The sequence below is a fragment of the Synechococcus sp. Nb3U1 genome, assembly GCF_021533835.1.
In the GTDB taxonomy this organism is placed as follows: Bacteria; Cyanobacteriota; Cyanobacteriia; order Thermostichales; family Thermostichaceae; genus Thermostichus.
This window is the reverse complement of sequence record NZ_JAKFYQ010000003.1, coordinates 277869-296228: the sequence shown is the minus strand read 5'-3', so window position 1 is coordinate 296228 and position 18360 is coordinate 277869. Positions and strand designations below refer to the sequence as shown.

Here is an 18360-nt window from a genome sequence, read left to right as displayed (position 1 = left end):
ACCTTGGAATAAATCAAGGTGCCCAATAAAAAAACACAATACTAAGATTGAAGTTTTGACACAGACCTGAGTTTTCTTTGTTCCCACAGAACTAGCAACGAAATGCTAACCAGAAAGGGCAGAAAATAATAAATCGTACGGTAGACAAGCAGCGCTCCCAAGATCTGCTCAGAAGCGATTGGAGGAGAGAGCAGCAAGATGAACACAGTTTCGAAAACACCTAGTCCACCCGGTACGTTGCTGACAATACCAGCAATTTGAGCAAGCAAATAGTTCCCAAAAAAGATGAAGTAGGTAAGGTTTGGATGATCAGGCAGCAAGAGATAGAGAGCGCCAGCCGCCAAGGCCCAGTCGCATGAGGTAACAACAACTTGCCCTAACGATAGTTTCAGAGGTATGTGAGGCAATACCCACCCCCCAAGTTTGATTCTGCGACGACTCCTACTACTGAGCAAGAGGTAGGTGAAGATAATTGCCAAAAATAAAATGCCCAGAGGATGCACCCCTGAAAAGGGCAGATGCAAAACACCTGGCACCGATAAGGGCTCAACTGAAAATACTACTCCCCCCACCGCAAATAAGCCAACCCAGAAACTCAGATTACAAAAGGCAATAATCTGGCCAATTTGGCCAGGGCTAAACCCCCAGTTACTGTAGAAGCGGTAACGAATAGCACTGCCACTCAGCAGTGATAGGCCGATGCTGTTGCTGATGGCATAGCTAATCACCGCGACCAGAGCAGTTTTAGGGTAGGGAAGCGGACAACCCACAAGGCGGGTAGCCAGCGTGTCGTAGCCGGTCAGAAAAACATAGTTGAGGATTGTTAGTACAACTGCCCCCACAAGTGTCCAGATCGGAATGGCTGCCATATTGTTGAGAACATCGCCGAGCCTGTGGTGTCTCAGCTCATTTGTGATCACCCAGACAGAGAGAACAAACAATCCCAGGCTCAGCACAATTGGAGCAACTTGAGATGCCCATTTCAGGCTCTGCGTCAGCACCATACTAAAAAATTGTGCCCCAAAATAGTCCTGTAGGCGATCACCCGAATCAGCTCTAACCAAAGCAATCACTACATCAGGTAGATCAGCTAGATGTTCATACACTAAGTAGCGAGGCTCCCAATTGGGATGAAACTTGTCCTTGTAGGCCCGCAGTCCCTGCGCACTGTAGAATTCATCAAGGTGCTGATAGAGATAGTGCAAAACCTTTTCGAGACGCGATGCAGTAACAGATTCACCAACTCCAGACAAAACCACTAAACCCAGATTAAAGCTGTCGTAACCCTGGTCTTTGCAATGCTGAATCAGCGAAATAAATAAGAAATCCATGGTTCCCCGCTCGGCATCGCGCCGATGACGCATCAGGTCAATGGTGGCTTCATTGTGCTGATATTCAGGAATTAGGTTGGCAAAGGCGATAGGAACATCCTGGGCATTTTTGACCACAGCGATATTGCATTCCTGTAAATATTCATGATCAAACCAACCTAAGGAAAACTTTTTTTCAGCCCCCTGCATTTGCTCTAACCAGTCGTCACTGATGACCTTTAGCTCATCTAGTAGCTCATCTCTAATCGGTGGTGTATAGTACTCAACTCGGTAGTTCAGCTTGATGAATTTATTCATCACGGAGCGGAGACTACGTCCAGCTTTACCCTCCAGAGTGAAAGTATGCAGGTCAACTGTAGCTTCTTCCCCCACTTTCAAAATATGAAAGCCGAGACTTTGATACAGATCTAGATCATCAGGCAGGGTTTGATAAAAGGCAGGATGCCAGTCATTTTTGGCACAAAAGTCTCGGAAACCCTCAATCGCTGCTGGCCGATCCTCAGTTGGGCCGATCGGATCCCCTAGCGCAATCGCTCCTCGCCCCTTGGCTACATAGGCAACAACTGATTGTCCTGACGGAGTAAAGTAATAGGATTTGTCCTCTAACAGTGCAAACCGAGCCAACGAAGAGCGGCCATGCTGCTCCACAATCGCCTTAGCCTGCTGTCGCTCCAGCTCACTGGCTCCACCGCGAAGAATTACTGGACGAAATAGCATCCACCCCGCATACAACAGGGTTACCGATCCCACTATGTAGATTGAGTCGGCAAAATATCGTCCAAAGCGGTTAGTGGGCTGCAAGCCAGCATTGTCGGCCAAAAAAAACATGGCCAGGGTTTGGCCCAGTGCCTCCGGCAGACTAAACGACCTGGCATAATTGCGATCAAGAGCCCAAAAACCTAAGGTGCCATACGCCAGCGTGAACAGTAGCGCCCCAGCTAACGCCCAAAATCCCTGAATTAAGGATGGTCGGTCAGACTGAGCTGTGTAAAGAGGCTGCAATACCACTAACACCACCAACAAGCCGAAGGACAATAGCCCTTCTTCATAATCCAGCCCTTTGAGCAAGTTGCTCACAATCGACATGATTAATAGACCCACTGCCAACCCCCAGGCCAGTCGCTTGCGGCGCAGTAGATTTGCAGCTATCATCAACAAAAAAAATCCACTCAAAGCAGCAAAGAGATGAGCACCAGCTCGTAACTCAACTGGAAAAATACCGTCCAACCAAGCCAATCGCTCAGGTACACTTGGGGTAACTGCCGACCATAGATTGATTAACCCAGCTAGGGCAATCAGCCCAGACACTACATATATGGCAGCTTGCTCTAAATTTGGGTTCTGCCTATGCTTAAATCCAATCATCATAACCTATCAGAATCATTATTTGTCTACAATTACATATATATTAGGTATGCAGTTCGATAAAGCTAAGAATACAAAAACAGACTAAGAACAAAAATGAGTCTAACATACTCCATGCAAGTGATGCCCAAGTTACGTGGGGTTGGCTAGATCTGGATATGGATAGATATGGATAAGATCCAGCTATTGAGATAACTTCAATCAGTATTTGTTTTCATGTCATCTCGACGCAAAGATTTCATTCGGCTTTATCAATGATCCAAGGGGTTTAATGTTCTGGGATCAGTCATGGTTGTCATTGATAGGTTGGATGGTGGTATCAGCGCAACTAAGGTATCGCGAATTGATCCGGCAATAGGTACTGCCACGATTAGCCCCAGTAGTCCAGCTACCTTAGCTCCCACCAACAGTGAGATTAAAATCCATATTGGACTCAGTCCTGTGAAGCCTCCAAGCAGTTGGGGAGCCAAGCCGTTTTCAATAATCTGGTCGATTGCTGTAGCGACCAGCAGCACTCTAACTCCTAGCCAAATCGTATTGAGTCCAGTTAGAAAGCTAACAATGACAATGCCTAACGCTGCCCCAAATGGAAATAGTGCCATCATGCCAATGCTTAAGCCAAAGACCAATCCAAAGGGCACACGAATAATTACAAATGCGATCGCCATCGCTACTGCCATACATAATGCCACTGTGACTTGACCAACAAAGTAATTGTGAAAGTTTTGCTTTAAGCTTTGCCGTAGCCGTCTGGACAGATGAACCGGTAGAACCTGAAACACATTGTCCCAAAGGGTTTGACCGTGCAGCAGTAGGTAAAAAGTTAGCAATAGGGTAAGCATGATGTTGATTACACCGTCAATGGCACTGCTGAGTGTGCTGGCCACTCTCCCAGTGGCCATCTGCAGTTGGCCAGCCACCTGGTTTTCAAGCTCGATAGTCCAATGGCTAACATCTATTGGCAACTGACGTGATGCTGCCCAAGTCTGGAAACTGTTGAGTTGTTGGCTGCCAGAGGCAATCCACTCGGGTAGGCGTTTCGCCAACTCATTGCCCTGCTGAATAAGCAAAGGGATGAGGGTAACACCCAAAACACTAAGCACCACAACTAACAGAAGAAGCACCAGAATTACAGCCCGCGATCGCTGTCGCTGCCAGTGTTGTATCCAAAGTACGGGATAGTCCAGCACAAAGGCTAGCAGAATTGCTGCTACTACTACGGTAAAGATGCTGCGAAAGTAATCAAGCAAAAGGAGCAGTGCCCAGCCGTTGAGAACCAGTAGAGGAAGGGGCAATCCCCAGACAGCAAGCCGCAACAGATAAGATTTCCAACTCATAGATTAAACTCATGGATTAAATCGACAATCAAAGTAAATCTTCAGTTAGTGGCGTCTCTAGCATGTCTTCTACGCTCAGTTGCACATCCCGTTGCAGCGTTTGAATCGCCTGGTATTCCTGCTGAATGCTAGCTTGATATTGGGCGGCTAGGGTTGTGTTGCCTTCGGAAAAGGCTTGATCCCACAGTTGTGTCCAGTAGCGGTAGCGTTTCTGGCGAATTTCCAGCTCCATATTGGCGATGGCTGCCCGCACCACGATCCGGGGGCGCATTAGGGCCACGCGGGTATTTTCATCCAACCAGAGCAGATGGCTGAGCCGCTCGTTCAGTTGTTCATCATGGGCACAAATGGTACGCAAGGCCGTGAGCAGAGCTTCTTCTTGGGTTTCTAATTCTGGTTGCCCATACACCAGCTCCAAAATCCGCTGCCACAGATCCCGGTGGGGACGAAAGCTAAATTGCAGTTCTCGCTCCAACAAAGCCTCACGAATTTCGCGGCGGTACTCACAAAAATGCAGAAAAATCTGTAGCAAATGGGATTCCGATTGCAACAACTTGGATCCCTTAGCCGGAGAAAGTTGCTCCGGTTTGGCCCAGCGATATTGCCGTACTCCTCGGCGTAGTTCTTCTTCCAAATCCCGACTAAGGCGGCCATTGCCCCGGCTGAGTAATTCCGCCACTTTGTGCAAATATAAAGAGCGCCATTGTCCACCCAAACCGGCGAGCAATTGGACAAAGGCTTGATGGGCTTGTTGAAAATCGCTAGCCCGGCTAAGATCCCGACCGGAGAGCACCTGTTCGATCTGCCAATCCAGCCAAAGGGGAGCTTGATTTAGCAGAGCTTGAAACTCACCAACCGGATGATCCCGCAGAAATTCGTCGGCATCTTTGCCGTCGGGAATGGTGAGAATGCGCAGTTCCACTTCGCCACGCCGCGCCTGCTCTTCGATTGCCTCAATTGCTCGCTCAGCTGCTTTTAGCCCAGCCCGATCCCCATCAAAATTAAAAATTAATCGCTTTGATTCAGTATAGCGCAGGAGGGTTTTTATCTGTTGTGAGGTGAGGGCCGTACCCATGGCGGCAACAGCTTGAGGGATCCCAGCTTGATGCAGGGCTATGACATCGAAATAGCCTTCAACAATCAACACTTGATCGGCTTTAACAATGGCATCACGGGCAAAATTGAGGCCATACACCACCTGGCTTTTACTAAACAGTTCTGTTTCTGGGGAATTGAGATATTTGGGCTGTTCCTCTCCAAGTGCTCTGCCTGCAAAACCAATCACCCGCCCTTGTAAATCAAAGATGGGCAGCATAATCCGGTGACGAAAGCGATCGTAATGGCCGGATCCCTGTTGGCGGGCCACCAACAATCCTGCTTCTTCTAAAAGATGAACCGGTTGGCGTTTTTGATTGACCAAATACTCATAAAGGGACTGCCAGCCAGGAGGGGCAAAGCCAACCTGAAATTTTTGCAGGGTGACTTCGCTGAGTTGGCGGTTTTGTAGGTAGCGGCGGGCAGCGGATCCCAAGCTGGATCTGAGGGCATGCTGATAAAAATCGGCGGCCATGGCCAAAATGTCCAGCAGCTTTTCTTGGTGAGAGAGCTTACGTTCATAGACTTGTCGCTGTTGCAGGGATCCCTCAGGAAGGTGTACATGATAGCGCTGGGCCAGCTTACGCACCGCCTCAGCAAAGGAGAGGTGCTCCATCTGGCTGACAAAACGCAGCACATCCCCCCCAGCACCGCAGGAGAAACATTTGTAGATCTGTTTGCTGGGGCTGACCTGAAAACTGGGCTTACGGTCGTTGTGGAAGGGGCAAAGCCCGACAAAGTTCTTACCCTGCTTACGCAGCACCACCTTTTCGGCTACCACCTCAGCGAGGTCAGCCTTTTGGCGCACCAAGTTGATCGTATCAGGGGGTAGACCGCTCATGGACTCGATTGGGATCCTGCCCCCATAGTATCCGGGCTCTCCGACATCCGGGGCTTGACATCCAGGTGGCTCAACCCGGTGAGGATCCCCATGCGCTGCCGAAACCGGCCCCTCTGTTGAAGCTTACAGGAGATCAATCCTCCCATGGCCATGGTCACAGTCACGACCACTCCCACGGGCACTCCAACCCCTAGGATCCGAAACTGGACAGAGCTGGGCGAAACTTTTGAAAGGCTCTAGCAGATCAGTCCCCGTAACCAGATCCACTGAGTTGGATAGGCATCCCGGGTCACTATGTCCTATTTGTCCTATTTCTCCAAGTCCGTCCTGAAAAGACTCCGTCTCCCTGGTGCGAGCGGGATCCTCTGTCTGTTGCTGTGGCTGATAGGGATCCAACCCAGTTTTGCCCATGCCAGTTTGCTCTCCACATTCCCACCGGATGGGGCAGTGTTACAGGAGGCTCCAGCACAGGTGCGGCTGCAGTTCAATGAGTCAGTGCAAATCACTCAGTTGCAGGTTTTGGATACCACCGGACAAGCGCTGGAACTGGAGAACCTGCTGACTACGGGCGATGGGCCACAGGCGGATTTGTCGGAAGAGATCCCGGAGGGGATTTACATCGTCAGTTGGCAGGCTATTTCTGCAGATTCCCATCCGGTGAGCGGATCGTTTGTCTTTCAGGTGGGGGAGTCGGATCCCGAAGCTTTGCAGGCGCTACTGGCAGCCCGCGCTCAGGTTCGGGATCCCTTGCGATTAAGATAGGAGTCGCCACCCTGGCAATGCAGTAGGCAACGTGGAGGCAACCCTATGGGCGAAGCTAAGCGCCGCAAAAACCGCGATCCCCAGGATCCTGATCAAGAACTGGTATTTCCCCAACTCAAGGATATTCCCCTCACCAAAGGGCAAGCGCGCACGATCTACGATTGGACAACCCGTGGAGCCTGGGCGGGCATCATTCTGCTGGCCATCTTTTGGGTCGTAGTACGATTCGTGGGCCCAACCTTTGGCTGGTGGCATTTGGTCGGTTAAGCCTCTGGTTAAGCCTCTTAGGATCCTCGGGATCCCACCTCAGCATCCTCCGGAGTTTTCTCTATGCGTCCCTACCTGGCAGCCGCCATCCAGATGACCAGCATTCCCGATCTGGCCAGCAATTTGCAGCAAGCGGAAGAGTGGATCGATTTTGCGGTGCGACAGGGCTGTGAGCTGGTGACACTGCCGGAAAACTTCGCCTTTATGGGGCCAGAAGCGGAGAAAACCCGCCTCGCCCAAGAGATTTCGGAGCGGGCCGAAGCCTTTTTGGGCAAAATGGCCCAGCGCTATCAGGTGTTTGTTTTGGGTGGAGGGTATCCTGTACCGGATCGCCAGGGCAGGGTCTACAACACCGCCGCCCTCTATGACCCCGATGGCAGAGAACTGGCCCGCTATCGCAAAATCCATCTGTTTGATGTCAATTTGCCCGATGGCAACACTTATCGCGAATCCAGCACGGTGGTGAGTGGAGATGAACTGGTGACCTGCGAGCAAGAGCCTCTGGGGAACCTCGGTTTATCGGTCTGTTATGACGTGCGTTTCCCCGAGCTGTACCGCTCCTTGGTGGATCGAGGAGCCCAGATTTTGCTCATCCCAGCGGCCTTTACCGCCTACACCGGGCGAGATCATTGGCAAATTTTGCTGCAATGTCGGGCCATCGAGAATACCTGCTATGTGATCGCTCCTGCCCAAGTGGGCAACCACTACGAACGGCGACAATGTCATGGCCATGCCATGATTTTGGATCCCTGGGGGGCGATCTTGGCGGATGCGGGCGGGGAAAAACCGGGGGCGGCGATCGCCGCAATTGACCCAGAACGCCTTCAGTCGGTGCGGCGGCAGATGCCCTCCCTGCAACATCGTCGCCTGGCCTGTGCGGTCACCCGTTGAGGGCAAGCCATGTCTCCCTCTTGGCCGCCCCTGATTCTCTATAGCAAACCCGGCTGCCACCTTTGTGAAGGCTTGGCAGACAAGTTGCGGCAAATCCCCGAGATCCCCTCTCTGGAAATCCGCGACATTACCACTAATTCCACTTGGTGGGAACGCTATCAGTTGGCCATTCCGGTGCTTAGCCTGGCAGGGGATCCCGAGCAACCTCTACCGCAACCCTCACCACGACTGACAGTGATCCAGTTGCGCACCTGGCTGCAGAAACACCTCAGTCAAGCCTCCAATTAAGTCGCCGTCAAAGGGTACCGATGGCCCGCCGCAGTTGGACAAGGGCACGGTTGTAGGCAATAACGGCGTTGGAAAGGTTGCCGCGAGCGGTGGTGAGGGCGGTCTCGGCGTTGATCACCTCCGTTTGGGTGCCCACCCCCGCTTGCACGCGCAACCGAGCTAGGCGCAGGCTTTCTTCTGCCGAGGCAATAGCCACCTTGGCCGAATCGATCTGTTCGCGGCTGGAGCTGAGGGTGAGAAAGGCTTCTTCTACCCCCCGTTGGATTTCATTGCGGGATCCGACAAAATTGCTCACGGCCACTTGCCCATCAATCTGGGCTTGGCGGGCTTGGGCCTCCGCCTCTCCCCCATCAAACCAAGTAAAGCTGAAATTGGCCCCTGCCGAATAGCCAACATCGAAACTGTCGCGGCTGGCGTTGAAATCGTTGGCAGCGTCGAGGGTGGCAAACAGGCCAATACGCGGGCCATTGCTGGCTTGCGCCAAGCGTACACGGCTTTGGGCTTGTTCCAGTTGTTGCCGTTGAATCTCCAATTCCTGCCGTTGGGCAAAGGCAGCCACAATTGTTTCTTCTAGACTCAAATCCCATTCCCCCATCGGTTCAACGCGGTCACTGGCCACCACATCGGTGGGGTTAGGAAAGTTGAGCAATTCGGCCAAGCGGCGACGGTTCAGTTGTTGGGTGTTTTGGGCCGCCAGCAGGGTTTGTCGGTTGTTGGCCACCTCTGTCTCTGCTTGCAGGATCTCGAAGCGGGTACCCAGTCCGGCTCGTTCTCGGGCTTGGGCATCGCGGAGGGTGGCTTCAGAGCTTTCGATGGCAGCTTGGCTGATGGCAACCCTGGCATCGGAGCTTTGTAAATCGTAGTAGGCATTGGCCACACTTTGTTTTATTGTCTGCAGGGTTTGCTGCAGTTGCAACTGGGCAATACGCAGCGCTTCTTGGGCTAGCTTCAGGTTTTGATCCCGCAAGCCACTGTCAAAGGCGGTGTACTCCACCCGCACCACGCTCGCCGAGAGGGAGTGGGATTCGCGGCTGGGCCCACCCCCCGGGGAAGGGGCATCGCTGTATTGGTAGTTGGCACTACTGGAGAGGGTGGGGGTATAGGCAGCCTCTGCTTGGGCAATTCCCGCCTCCGCTCGTTGTACAGCCAATTCTGCCTGTTGAATGGCGGGGTTTTGGGCGATGGCGATATCCAGGGCCTCTTGTAAAGACAAACCTTCGGTGCGCTCAATCCGCACTTCCAGGGGAGATTGCGGTACCACCAATTCTTCTGCCGTCAGGGATCCCTCCAGAACCGGGGCAGCAGGGAGGGCGGCGTCAGGGGGTACGGATAAGGAGGGGGGCAGGGGGGGGGTGACGATTTCGCGGCTATCCGGCAGGGTAAAGGCGGCAGGGCTGGCAGCTGGGTTGGACGATGTTGCAGAAGGATCTGGTTGAGCCAAGGCAGGGGCTATGCTAACCAAACCAAATAGCAGGCTCCAAGGGGTGGAACAGGCTAAACGGGATCCCTGTCGGGGCCGGTGCTGTGGGTGCAGTTGAACTCGAGCCTTTGCCACATCCTGCATCACCATAATGTTGTAGTTCTTAACATCACCTTTAGCAGTATCGCAAAGTGAGGGACAAAGGTAAGACGGTTTTCCACAGGCCCCCGTTCTGCTCTGGACGGCTGTTGCTGTGGTGATCCGCTCGTCATACTCCTCAACAGACCTCTAAAGCTTTGCCAAAGCCCTCCTACAATTGGGGCGGAGACGCTTTTGAATGCAACCGATTAAGATGGTGCGAACCATCCTGGGTGTATTGGGTGAGTGTTGTTGGTGATGATAGGGGGCAATTGTGGCAGGTTCTCGAGGCAACAACGGGCCAGAGTCCACTCCTAAACGTGGGGAAGCATCCTCTCGCCGGACTCGCGCCCCCAGACGAACAAGCAAAACGACTTCAGCAGATGGGCAACTCCCCGATTTGGAACCGGCTCAAGGGGAAGAAATAGGTTCAAAAACGCCCACAGAGAAGGGATCTTTACAGGGGAATTCTCCTCGCTTGAGTCCCCTGAAAAATCTCTCTATACTGCAAGGAACTTTATTGTCTGACTCTTCATCTTCTCTTCAACCTATGCATGTCTCTCCCTCAGGTGATTTGGATCCAATCCCGCCCGTCGATGGCTTGCCCCCAGAGCGGGATCTCGGCGCAGAGCACCACCAAGCCCTGAGACAGCGACAACAGCTAGAAGCCCGCCTGCTCAAAGCCGAGGCCGAACTGCAGGAACGGCAGACCCTTCAGGAGCAACTGCAAGCCCAGGTGCAGGCCTTGCGCACTCAACTGGCCCAAACCGAACTGCAGGCGCGCAAACAGCAGCAACAGCTAGAACTGCTGCAATTGAAGGCTCAGCCCACGCCTGATCCCAGCCGGGAGGCAGAGCATCAAGCCCTGCGGCAGCAAGTGGCTGAACAGCAACAGCGGTTACAGGAGCAGGAGCGGACTCTGCAACAGGCGCAACAGGCTTTAGCGGATCAGGCTGTGCAAGTGGCGGATCGAGAGGCCCAGATCGCGGCCCGTCAGCGGCTGAATGACCGTCAACGGCAGGATATTGAAGCCCTACAAGAACAGATCGAGCAGTTGCAGCTAGCCCATGCCCAGGAGCGTCGCCAGTGGGAACATCGCCAACAGGAGTTACAAGCCTCCCTCCTAGAAGCACAGGATTTGGCGGAAAAACGGGTGGACATGTTGCAGCGCTTTAAGGCGGAACTCTCTCTAGCCCGGACGCAAATTTCCGAAACCCAAACCGAGCTCAGCAGTTTGCGGGCTCTCCACAGCGACCAACAGGCCGCCTGGCAGGAACAACGGGAACACCTGGAGGCGCGGCTGGCAGGCTATGCGGAAACCGAAGCAGAAGCTGAGCAACGTTGGCAAGAGCAACGTCAGGAATTAGAAGCAGCCCTAGAGACGGTACAAGCTCAAGTGGTCGCTCTCCAAGCCAGTCAAGAACAACTGCGCCAGGGATCCCTGGAACAGCAGCATCTACAGCAATACTGGCAAGTCCAGGCTGAGGAGTTGCAAGCGGCCCTATCCCAAGCTCAAGCAGAGGTAACCCACTGGCAGCAGGCGCACCAACATCTGCAGGAACAGTACACCCAGGTTCAGCAGCAGCTACAAGCAGCTTTGGCCCAACTCGCTGCCCAACCGGACTGGCAACCGGAGTTGCGTGCTGCTCAAACCACCATCGCCCATTTACAGGAACAGACCGAAGCACTGCAAGCTCAGGCGGAGAAACGGGAGGAGCAACTGAGGCTCCTACAGGCAGAACGCGCCGCCCTCTACGAAGAAAACCGGGGCTTGAAAGACAAATATGATGAGCAACAGATGCATATCCTCAGCTTGAAGGCTGCTCTGGAGCGAAAGGGACAGGAGATGCCCCCCGAGCCGACAACCAAAACTCCTACCCCTGTCAAGCCTTCTATCCAGCCTCTACCACGGCCTCTACCGGCGCGGGTGAACAAAAAGGCGGTAGACTTGCCGAGGTTTTTGCCCCGTCCGTGAGGGATCCCGTGCTGCAACAGGTGCCTCCCCGCTGGCTTGAGGTGTGGGTGGATCATCCCCATCTAGGAGGCTGTTTTACCTACCGCGTGCCGGAAGAATGGGATCCCCAAGCGGGCGATTTGCTCAGCGTGCCCTTTGGTCAGCAAACGGCGGGGGCCGTGGCTTTGGGCTGGCGCTCTGATCTACCCGAAGGGGTGGATCCTCAGTCCATTCGAGACATCGAGGCGGTAGTGGCCAAAGGGATCCTACCCAGCGAGTTTTGGCCGCTGTTGCAGCAGGTGGCAAACTACTACCTCACCCCCCTGCCCCAGGTGGTGCGCACTGTTCTGCCGCCGGGGTTGCTGAATCGTTCCCAGCGCCGCATCCGGTTACTGGCCACAGCTAGCCGGGATCCCGGCCAATGTTCTGCTGCGGCTCAGAAACTGCTGGAGGTTCTGCGTGCTCGGGGTGGGGATCTCTCTTGGCGCTACCTACAACAACAGGTGCCCAATGCCGCAGTCGCCCTACGGGAATTACAGCACCAGGGTTGGGTGGAAAGCCGCTGGCAGGAGAGTGGGGGTGGAAAACTCAAAACTCAGCAGGCGGCCAGTCTGGCGGATCCTTCCCTAGACGGATTGAGCCCTCCGCAACAAAAAGCGCTGCATTGTCTGCAGCAGGGGGGTGGGGAACTGCTGCTGACGGAATGGGCTTCAAAAGCAGGGGTGAGCCGCGCCGTATTGCAAGGGCTGGCCCGCAAAGGCCGCATTCACATTTACGAACGGCCTCTGCTGCGGCTGGGGGAGAGCGCTTCCCTGTGCTCAGAGGAGGATCAGCCTAAACCCCTGACGGCGGCCCAAACCAAAGCGGTAGAGTCGATCCTCGCGGCATTGGGACAAGTGCAGCCGTTTCTCCTGCATGGGGTGACGGGATCCGGCAAGACGGAGGTCTACCTGCAAGTCATCGCCCAACTGTTGCAAAAAGGCCTATCAGCGTTGGTATTGGTGCCTGAGATCGGCCTTACCCCCCAACTGATGGATCGGTTTCGGGCGCGCTTGGGAGCTCGGGTCTGGGCCTATCACAGCGGGCTATCGGAGGGGGAACGCTACGACACCTGGCGGCAGATGCTCAGCCCTGAACCTCAGGTGGTGATCGGCACCCGCTCGGCGGTATTTGTCCCTCTCTCGAAGCTGGGCCTGATTGTTTTGGATGAAGAGCACGACGATAGCTTCAAGCAGGAGCAACCACAGCCCTGCTACCACGCCCGTCAGGTGGCCGAGTGGCGGGCTGAGTTGGCGGGTTGTCCATTGGTGTTGGGCAGCGCTACCCCTGCGGTGGAAACCTATGCTGCCCATCTACAGGCTCCCCAGCGGTGGATCCGCCTCCCCTTGCCAGAGCGTATCCCGCAACAGGGGATCCCGGCCACCCTCCCGCAACTGGAACTGGTGGATATGCGCCAAGAGCTGGCGGCGGGGAATCGTACCGTCCTCAGCCGTCGTCTACATCAGGCTTTGCAGCAAGTCCTGGATAAAAAAGAACAGGCGATTCTGTTTGTGCCAAGGCGAGGCCACAGTACCTTCGTGCTCTGTCGCAGTTGTGGGGTAGCCCTCACCTGTCAGCATTGCGATGTTTCTCTGACCTTCCACCAGCTCGGGCAAGATCTGCGCTGCCACTATTGCGGCGATCGTCGGCCCCATCCCCAGCAGTGTCCGGAGTGTGGATCCCCCTATCTGAAGCACTTCGGTAGTGGCACCCAAAAAGTGGTGGAGGTGTTGCAGCAGTGTTGGCCGGATCTCTCGGTGTTGCGCTACGACAGCGATGCCACCCGTCGCAAGGGATCCCACCGGGATTTGTTGGAGCAGTTCCGGCGCGGCGCGGCGCAGGTGCTAGTGGGCACCCAAATGCTCACCAAAGGTTTGGACATTCCGCAGGTGACCTTGGTGGGGGTGATAGCTGCCGATGGCCTGCTGCATCAGGCGGACTATCGGGCCGGCGAGCGCAGCTTTCAACTGCTCACCCAGGTGGCGGGGCGGGCGGGGCGGGGATCCCTGCCCGGACAGGCGATCATCCAAACTTACTTGCCGGAGCACCCAATTTTGGCGGCGGTGCTGGCCCAGGATTACGAGGGCTTTTTGCGGGCAGAACTGAAGCAGCGGCAGGAAGGGGGCTATCCTCCTTATCGAGCCCTGATTTTAATGCGCCTGAGCAGCACCCGCCTGGAGGCTCTGGAGCACTACTGTACTCAGGTGGCCGAACGTCTGCAGGGGATCCCAGCGGAGGTATTGGGGCCGGGGCCAGCCCAGGTGGAGCGAGTTAGTGGGCGCTATCGTTGGCAGATTTTGCTGAAGCAGACTCCCGAGCGCGTTTGGGATCGCCAAGCCATCGGTGCGCAGCTTCACAAAGCGATTGGCCATCCCCCCCAAGGGATCCGAATCAGCCTGGATGTGGATCCGCTGCGGATTCTCTAGAAGCGGGCAGCAGAAGATTGGCAGGGATCTGAGGTAGTCTGGTTTCGGGGCCACCCGTATCCAATTCAACTCTGGGAAGGCATGGCTGAAAACCGTACTGGTGCATTTATCGGTGGGCTGTTGTTGGGCACAGCTGTAGGAACTGCCATTGGCTTGCTCTTGGCCCCCCGCAGCGGACGGGAAACGCGGCGACTGCTCAAGAAATCGGCAGAGGCGCTGCCAGAGGTGGCAGAGGATGTGACCAGCAGCTTGCAGTACCAGTCAGAAAAGCTGCTCGACTCTGCCCAAAAAAGTTTGGATGAAGCGTTGTTGCGACTGCAACAGGCGGTGGCCGTGGGCAAAGAAGCAATGGTGCAAAAGCGGCAAGAACTCACTCAAGCCCAAAACCTGCGCACCTTAGCTGTGGATGAAGTGGACTTAGAAAGGCAGGATCGGGAGGAAGAAGCGCGATGACCGATCCGGTATTTTGGCTGGGCCTCTCGGTAGGTCTGGTGGCGGTGGGCATTTTGGCGGTGGTGATTACTCTGCTGCCTGCCGTTATCCAACTGGGTCGAGCTGCCCAAAGTGTGGAGCGTTTTTTTGACACACTGCTGCGGGAATTGCCCCCGACCCTTGAGGCCCTGCGCCTGACCAGCCTAGAGGTGAGCGAGATTGCCGATAGCCTCGATGAAGGGGTGAAAGGAGCCGGGCAGGTGGTGAAGCAGGTAAACCGCTCCATCGAAGGGGCACGCACTCAAGCCCGTGGAGCCCAAGTCAATGCCCGTAGCGTTTGGGCAGGGGTACGGGCGGCTTGGCGAACGTTTTCCAGCGAGACTTCCGCCAATGTTAACTCCATCAGCAACCCCAGACTGGGATCCCCATCCCCAGCGACCAACCGTTCTTTTTCGGTCACTCGGCAAGCCATTCCCCTGACCGATCGTGTCAGCGAGCCGGAGTCTTCTGTTCGCCCCCGCTCCGTTGGGTCTGATGAGGAACGATCTGGCCCTGATGCCCGGTCTTCCCGCTCAGAAGACATGAACCCTTCATGAACCCTTCATGTGTGATGTCCGGCCAGTGGGTCTATAAATTCTGAAGATTCTGACTCTGATCCACCAGTACTTGGCTCAGTTGGAGAGCAACCCTGATGACTCAGCGCTGCCGCGCATCGAGCACAAATAGCCCACTGCCTAGCGTAAACAGCAAACTGGCCACCACCCCCAGCAGAGTTTGGATGACCTTCATATCCGCCCCTAGGTTCATCAACTCGCTCACCCCAAACAGGCTGCTCCCCACCAAAAACAACCAACTGGCCAGTTCATAACGCAGGTTCTCTGCTTTTGTGCGCCTCATGCTTCCTCCGACTGCAAGTGTCCGTAGGCTTCAGCAGCAGCAGCCATTTCAGCAGCCTTTTTCGAGCGGCCCTCACCTCGACCCCAGCATTGCCCATGTCCCCAAACCTCCATGGTGAAATGGGGTGGATGGTCTTCCGCAGCCACTAGGCGATATTCTGGCAGGTCACCCCAAAGGCGTTGGGTGAGTTCCTGTAAAGCCGCTTTCGGGTTGCGCCGGGTCGGATCTTGAAACCACTGCTCCACGCGCTGGCGTAAATAGGGATCCAACCAGGGATGGAGGCTAGGCAGGGTATAGATACCCCAACTGAGGTAAAAGGATCCCAATAGCGCCTCGAAGGCATCCGCCAATCGGCGATCCCGCCCGGCTAGATCTTTTTGGGAGCTAGAGCCTAACTCCAGGTAGTGCTCTAAGCCATGTAGATCCGCCAGTTCTGACAAATGAGCGTCGCTAATCAAATCGGAGCGAATAGCGGTCAACTCTCCCACCGACAACTCCGGGTAAGACTCAAACAAGAATTCAGTGGCCAAAATCCGTAGGACAGAATCCCCCAACAACTCCAGACGATCATTGTTTCGCTGGCTATCCAGAGAAGGGTGAATGAGAGCTTGATCCAGCAGATCCCAGCGCAGTTGCTCTAGCAAAGCAGAATCCTTGAACCCTAGTCGGTTCAGAAGGTGCTCTAGGGCACGGCGACGAGGAGGGATCGGCTCAGACATAGCATCCAAAGCAAAACCGAGCAGGGCTGGAGATTTCAGATAAGGATCCATACAAAAGGAATAGAAACTTGTAGCTTTGGGTCGGAGAACGGCCCCTGGCTCTTTTGTAACAAGTTTGTGTAACAAGTTTGTCGCAAGGATCCGGCCTGAATGCCTCTGGGGCCACAACATATCACAGACAAATCCAAGAGTTGTATGCCAGAAATGACCCGCAGGTTGCCCCCTGGAACTGGGTATGATCCTGGCGTGGGGATCCTTTGGAGATCAGAATGGAAACGCAGTCCCTCTCACCTCTTGACCAATTGCAAGCCATTGCTGCAGAAGAGGGTAAACCCCTACAGGCACTTTTGGATGAGGCGATCTATCTGCTGCGACGTATCCGGGTGAAAACCTTGGATCGCGAAACCCGCAGGGATCCCAAAACTGTACAGCGAGACTTTGGGACTACGCCTTCCGCCTGGGCCAGACAGGACATCGAAGAAGATGCGGGCTTGATGGAGGATCTGCTCTCGGTCTACCGGGATCCCGTGGAATGGCAGGCTTTGTTGCTCACTTTGCAAAAACGGGCTGCCGGGGAGAACCCTTAAAGGGGAACCCTGGAATTAGAATATGAATCGATGTTAATCTATGTAAATCCTTTTTAATAAACTATGCCTTTGCATCGCTCATGAACGCGCACGATTGGTCAACCACCGAACAGCAAATTGCTCAAGCTGCCTTTAAGAACGCCTACCACCGCGAAACTTCCACCCTGATTCAGGATGTACGGGCCAAGGCTGGTTCCATCACCCGCCTAGAAGATCTCTGGCGGCTGCACGACTTTCTCAGCGCCCGTCGCCACGAAATTGACGGCAAGTATGACTATAGCTACCCGAGCTTAATTTTTGTGTTCGCGGGGTTGCTACGGGAGGGCTGGCTGCACTTAGGAGATCTCGAGGGCCTCAGCCGCGACAAACTGGCCAAAATCACCGCTTTGGCCCGCATGTGAGAATAGGGATCCCTCAGTTGATTTACACTTTTTTACATTTCTCGTAACTAACGGTAAGGTGAGGAATGGAGCTTGAACGTTTGAAGCCCCTTACCGATAGGACAGAACTATGCCTTACAACGTAGAGACCGCTCGCACCATCTTTCCGGAGACCCTTGCTGCGGATGTTGTCCCTGCAACCATAGCCCGGTTTAACCAGCTCAGTGCAGAAGACCAACTGGCCTTGATCTGGTTTGCATACCTGGAAATGGGCAAAACCATCACCATTGCTGCTCCTGGCGCAGCCAGCATGGTCTTAGCCGAGCGCACCCTTGAAGAGTTCCGAAAAATGTCCTTCCGGGAGCAAACCCAGGCCATGTGCGACTTGGCCAACCGCGCTGATACTCCTATTTGTCGTACTTATGCTATCTGGTCGCCAAACGTCAAGTTGGGGTTCTGGTACCAGTTGGGCAAGTGGATGGAGGAAGGGATCGTTGCTCCCATCCCGGAAGGGTATCGCCTCTCCGCCAATGCTTCTGCTGTGCTGCAAGCTATTCAAGCGGCTGATTCCGGCCAGCAGATCACGATTTTGCGCAATGCAGTAGTGGACATGGGCTACGACCCCGCCAAGTTGGGCCAGTTTAATCGCGTCAGTGAACCCGTGGCGCCTCCCAAATCCATGTCAGAGCGCACCAAGGTTGCCATCGAAGGGATCACCAACCCCACCATTCTGAACTACATGGACAACCTCAATGCCAATGATTTTGAGGCTCTGATCAAGCTGTTCACTCCAGATGGAGCCCTACAGCCACCTTTCCAACGCCCGATTGTTGGCACCGAGGCAATTTTGCGCTTCTTCCGGGAAGAGTGCCAGAACTTAAAACTCCTGCCGGAGCGGGGAGTATCTGAGCCTGCCGAAGATGGTTATACCCAAATCAAGGTGACTGGAAAAGTGCAGACCCCCTGGTTTGGTGGCAATGTCGGCATGAATGTGGCTTGGCGATTTTTGCTGAACCCGGAGAATCAGATTTTCTTTGTGGCAATTGACCTGCTGGCCTCACCCAAGGAACTGCTGAATTTCATCCGTTGAGGATGCCAAGGCCCAAAGGATCCTACTTTGCTCTAGGGGAACTCCTTTTCTCCTTTGAGTCTGGACAATGGTTAGACAGGCGTTCTCCAGATGGGGATGCG

18 protein-coding genes are annotated in these 18360 nt (G+C 54.5%); 11 read left to right on the top strand and 7 right to left on the bottom strand.

All coding sequences use genetic code 11. The features are described 5' to 3' along the window. Positions 1-41: 41 nt before the first annotated feature. The 4 genes from L1047_RS15780 to L1047_RS15765 all read right to left on the bottom strand — a co-directional run bounded on the left by L1047_RS15780 (position 42) and on the right by L1047_RS15765 (position 6133). A complete protein-coding gene (locus L1047_RS15780; protein ID WP_235280014.1) occupies positions 42-2699 on the bottom strand; it encodes a phosphatidylglycerol lysyltransferase domain-containing protein in 2658 nt (885 codons plus the stop codon). 248 nt (positions 2700-2947) lie between these two features. Then, entirely contained in the window at positions 2948-4033 is a 1086-nt protein-coding gene (locus L1047_RS15775; RefSeq protein WP_235280013.1) for an AI-2E family transporter, read from the bottom strand. 28 nt (positions 4034-4061) lie between these two features. After that, positions 4062-5969 carry a DNA primase gene (gene dnaG / locus L1047_RS15770; RefSeq protein ID WP_235280011.1) on the bottom strand — a complete coding sequence of 636 codons (1908 nt, stop codon included), beginning with the start codon at positions 5967-5969 and terminating at the stop codon, positions 4062-4064. Beyond that, the gene (locus tag L1047_RS15765) at positions 5966-6133 is read right to left on the bottom strand and encodes a hypothetical protein (protein ID WP_235280009.1); all 168 of its coding nucleotides are present in this window, start codon (positions 6131-6133) and stop codon (positions 5966-5968) included. The genes dnaG and L1047_RS15765 overlap by 4 nt, the downstream gene beginning before the upstream one ends. A gap of 130 nt (positions 6134-6263) precedes the next feature. Here L1047_RS15765 and L1047_RS15760 point away from each other — a divergent pair, with 130 nt between their 5' ends. The 4 genes from L1047_RS15760 (at position 6264) to L1047_RS15745 (ending at position 8177) form a co-directional block, all read left to right on the top strand. Further along, positions 6264-6731, top strand: a complete 468-nt coding sequence (locus L1047_RS15760) for a copper resistance CopC family protein (protein WP_235280007.1) — start codon at positions 6264-6266, stop codon at positions 6729-6731. A gap of 45 nt (positions 6732-6776) precedes the next feature. Continuing rightward, a complete protein-coding gene (locus tag L1047_RS15755) occupies positions 6777-6998 on the top strand; it encodes a DUF2839 domain-containing protein (protein ID WP_235280005.1) in 222 nt (73 codons plus the stop codon). Between the two features lie 63 nt (positions 6999-7061). Next, the gene (locus L1047_RS15750) at positions 7062-7889 is read left to right on the top strand and encodes a carbon-nitrogen hydrolase family protein (protein ID WP_235280003.1); all 828 of its coding nucleotides are present in this window, start codon (positions 7062-7064) and stop codon (positions 7887-7889) included. Positions 7890-7898: 9 nt separating this feature from the next. Continuing rightward, the gene (locus tag L1047_RS15745) at positions 7899-8177 is read left to right on the top strand and encodes a glutaredoxin family protein (RefSeq protein WP_235280001.1); all 279 of its coding nucleotides are present in this window, start codon (positions 7899-7901) and stop codon (positions 8175-8177) included. 7 nt (positions 8178-8184) lie between these two features. Here the strand turns inward: L1047_RS15745 and L1047_RS15740 are convergent, their stop codons facing one another. After that, entirely contained in the window at positions 8185-9747 is a 1563-nt protein-coding gene (locus tag L1047_RS15740; RefSeq protein WP_235279999.1) for a TolC family protein, read from the bottom strand. Between the two features lie 562 nt (positions 9748-10309). Here L1047_RS15740 and L1047_RS15735 point away from each other — a divergent pair. From L1047_RS15735 to L1047_RS15720, 4 genes are all read left to right on the top strand, one after another. Next, complete coding sequence (locus L1047_RS15735; protein WP_235279997.1) at positions 10310-11710, top strand: hypothetical protein; 1401 nt, start codon at positions 10310-10312, stop codon at positions 11708-11710. An 8-nt stretch (positions 11711-11718) separates the two neighbouring features. Beyond that, complete coding sequence (priA, locus tag L1047_RS15730; protein ID WP_235279995.1) at positions 11719-14154, top strand: primosomal protein N'; 2436 nt, start codon at positions 11719-11721, stop codon at positions 14152-14154. 81 nt (positions 14155-14235) lie between these two features. Continuing rightward, on the top strand, positions 14236-14607 hold the full coding sequence (locus tag L1047_RS15725; protein ID WP_235279994.1) for a YtxH domain-containing protein: 372 nt from the start codon (positions 14236-14238) through the stop codon (positions 14605-14607). Continuing rightward, on the top strand, positions 14604-15182 hold the full coding sequence (locus tag L1047_RS15720) for a hypothetical protein (protein WP_235279992.1): 579 nt from the start codon (positions 14604-14606) through the stop codon (positions 15180-15182). The genes L1047_RS15725 and L1047_RS15720 overlap by 4 nt, the downstream gene beginning before the upstream one ends. Positions 15183-15282: 100 nt before the next feature. Here the strand turns inward: L1047_RS15720 and L1047_RS15715 are convergent, their stop codons facing one another. Next, positions 15283-15483, bottom strand: coding sequence for a hypothetical protein (locus tag L1047_RS15715; RefSeq protein WP_235279990.1), 201 nt, complete (start codon positions 15481-15483; stop codon positions 15283-15285). Then, positions 15480-16202: a ribonuclease III gene (gene rnc, locus L1047_RS15710; protein WP_235279989.1), complete on the bottom strand. Its 723-nt coding sequence runs from the start codon at positions 16200-16202 to the stop codon at positions 15480-15482. Before rnc ends, L1047_RS15715 begins: the two co-directional genes overlap by 4 nt. 269 nt (positions 16203-16471) lie before the next feature. Between rnc and L1047_RS15705 the strand changes: the two genes are divergently transcribed. From L1047_RS15705 to L1047_RS15695, 3 genes are all read left to right on the top strand, one after another. Continuing rightward, positions 16472-16789 (top strand): hypothetical protein, encoded by a 318-nt coding sequence (locus L1047_RS15705; RefSeq protein ID WP_235279987.1) that lies wholly within the window; start codon positions 16472-16474, stop codon positions 16787-16789. Positions 16790-16869: 80 nt separating this feature from the next. Continuing rightward, positions 16870-17190: a hypothetical protein gene (locus L1047_RS15700; RefSeq protein ID WP_235279985.1), complete on the top strand. Its 321-nt coding sequence runs from the start codon at positions 16870-16872 to the stop codon at positions 17188-17190. A gap of 109 nt (positions 17191-17299) precedes the next feature. After that, the gene (locus L1047_RS15695) at positions 17300-18259 is read left to right on the top strand and encodes an orange carotenoid-binding protein (protein ID WP_235279983.1); all 960 of its coding nucleotides are present in this window, start codon (positions 17300-17302) and stop codon (positions 18257-18259) included. Positions 18260-18360: the final 101 nt, after the last annotated feature.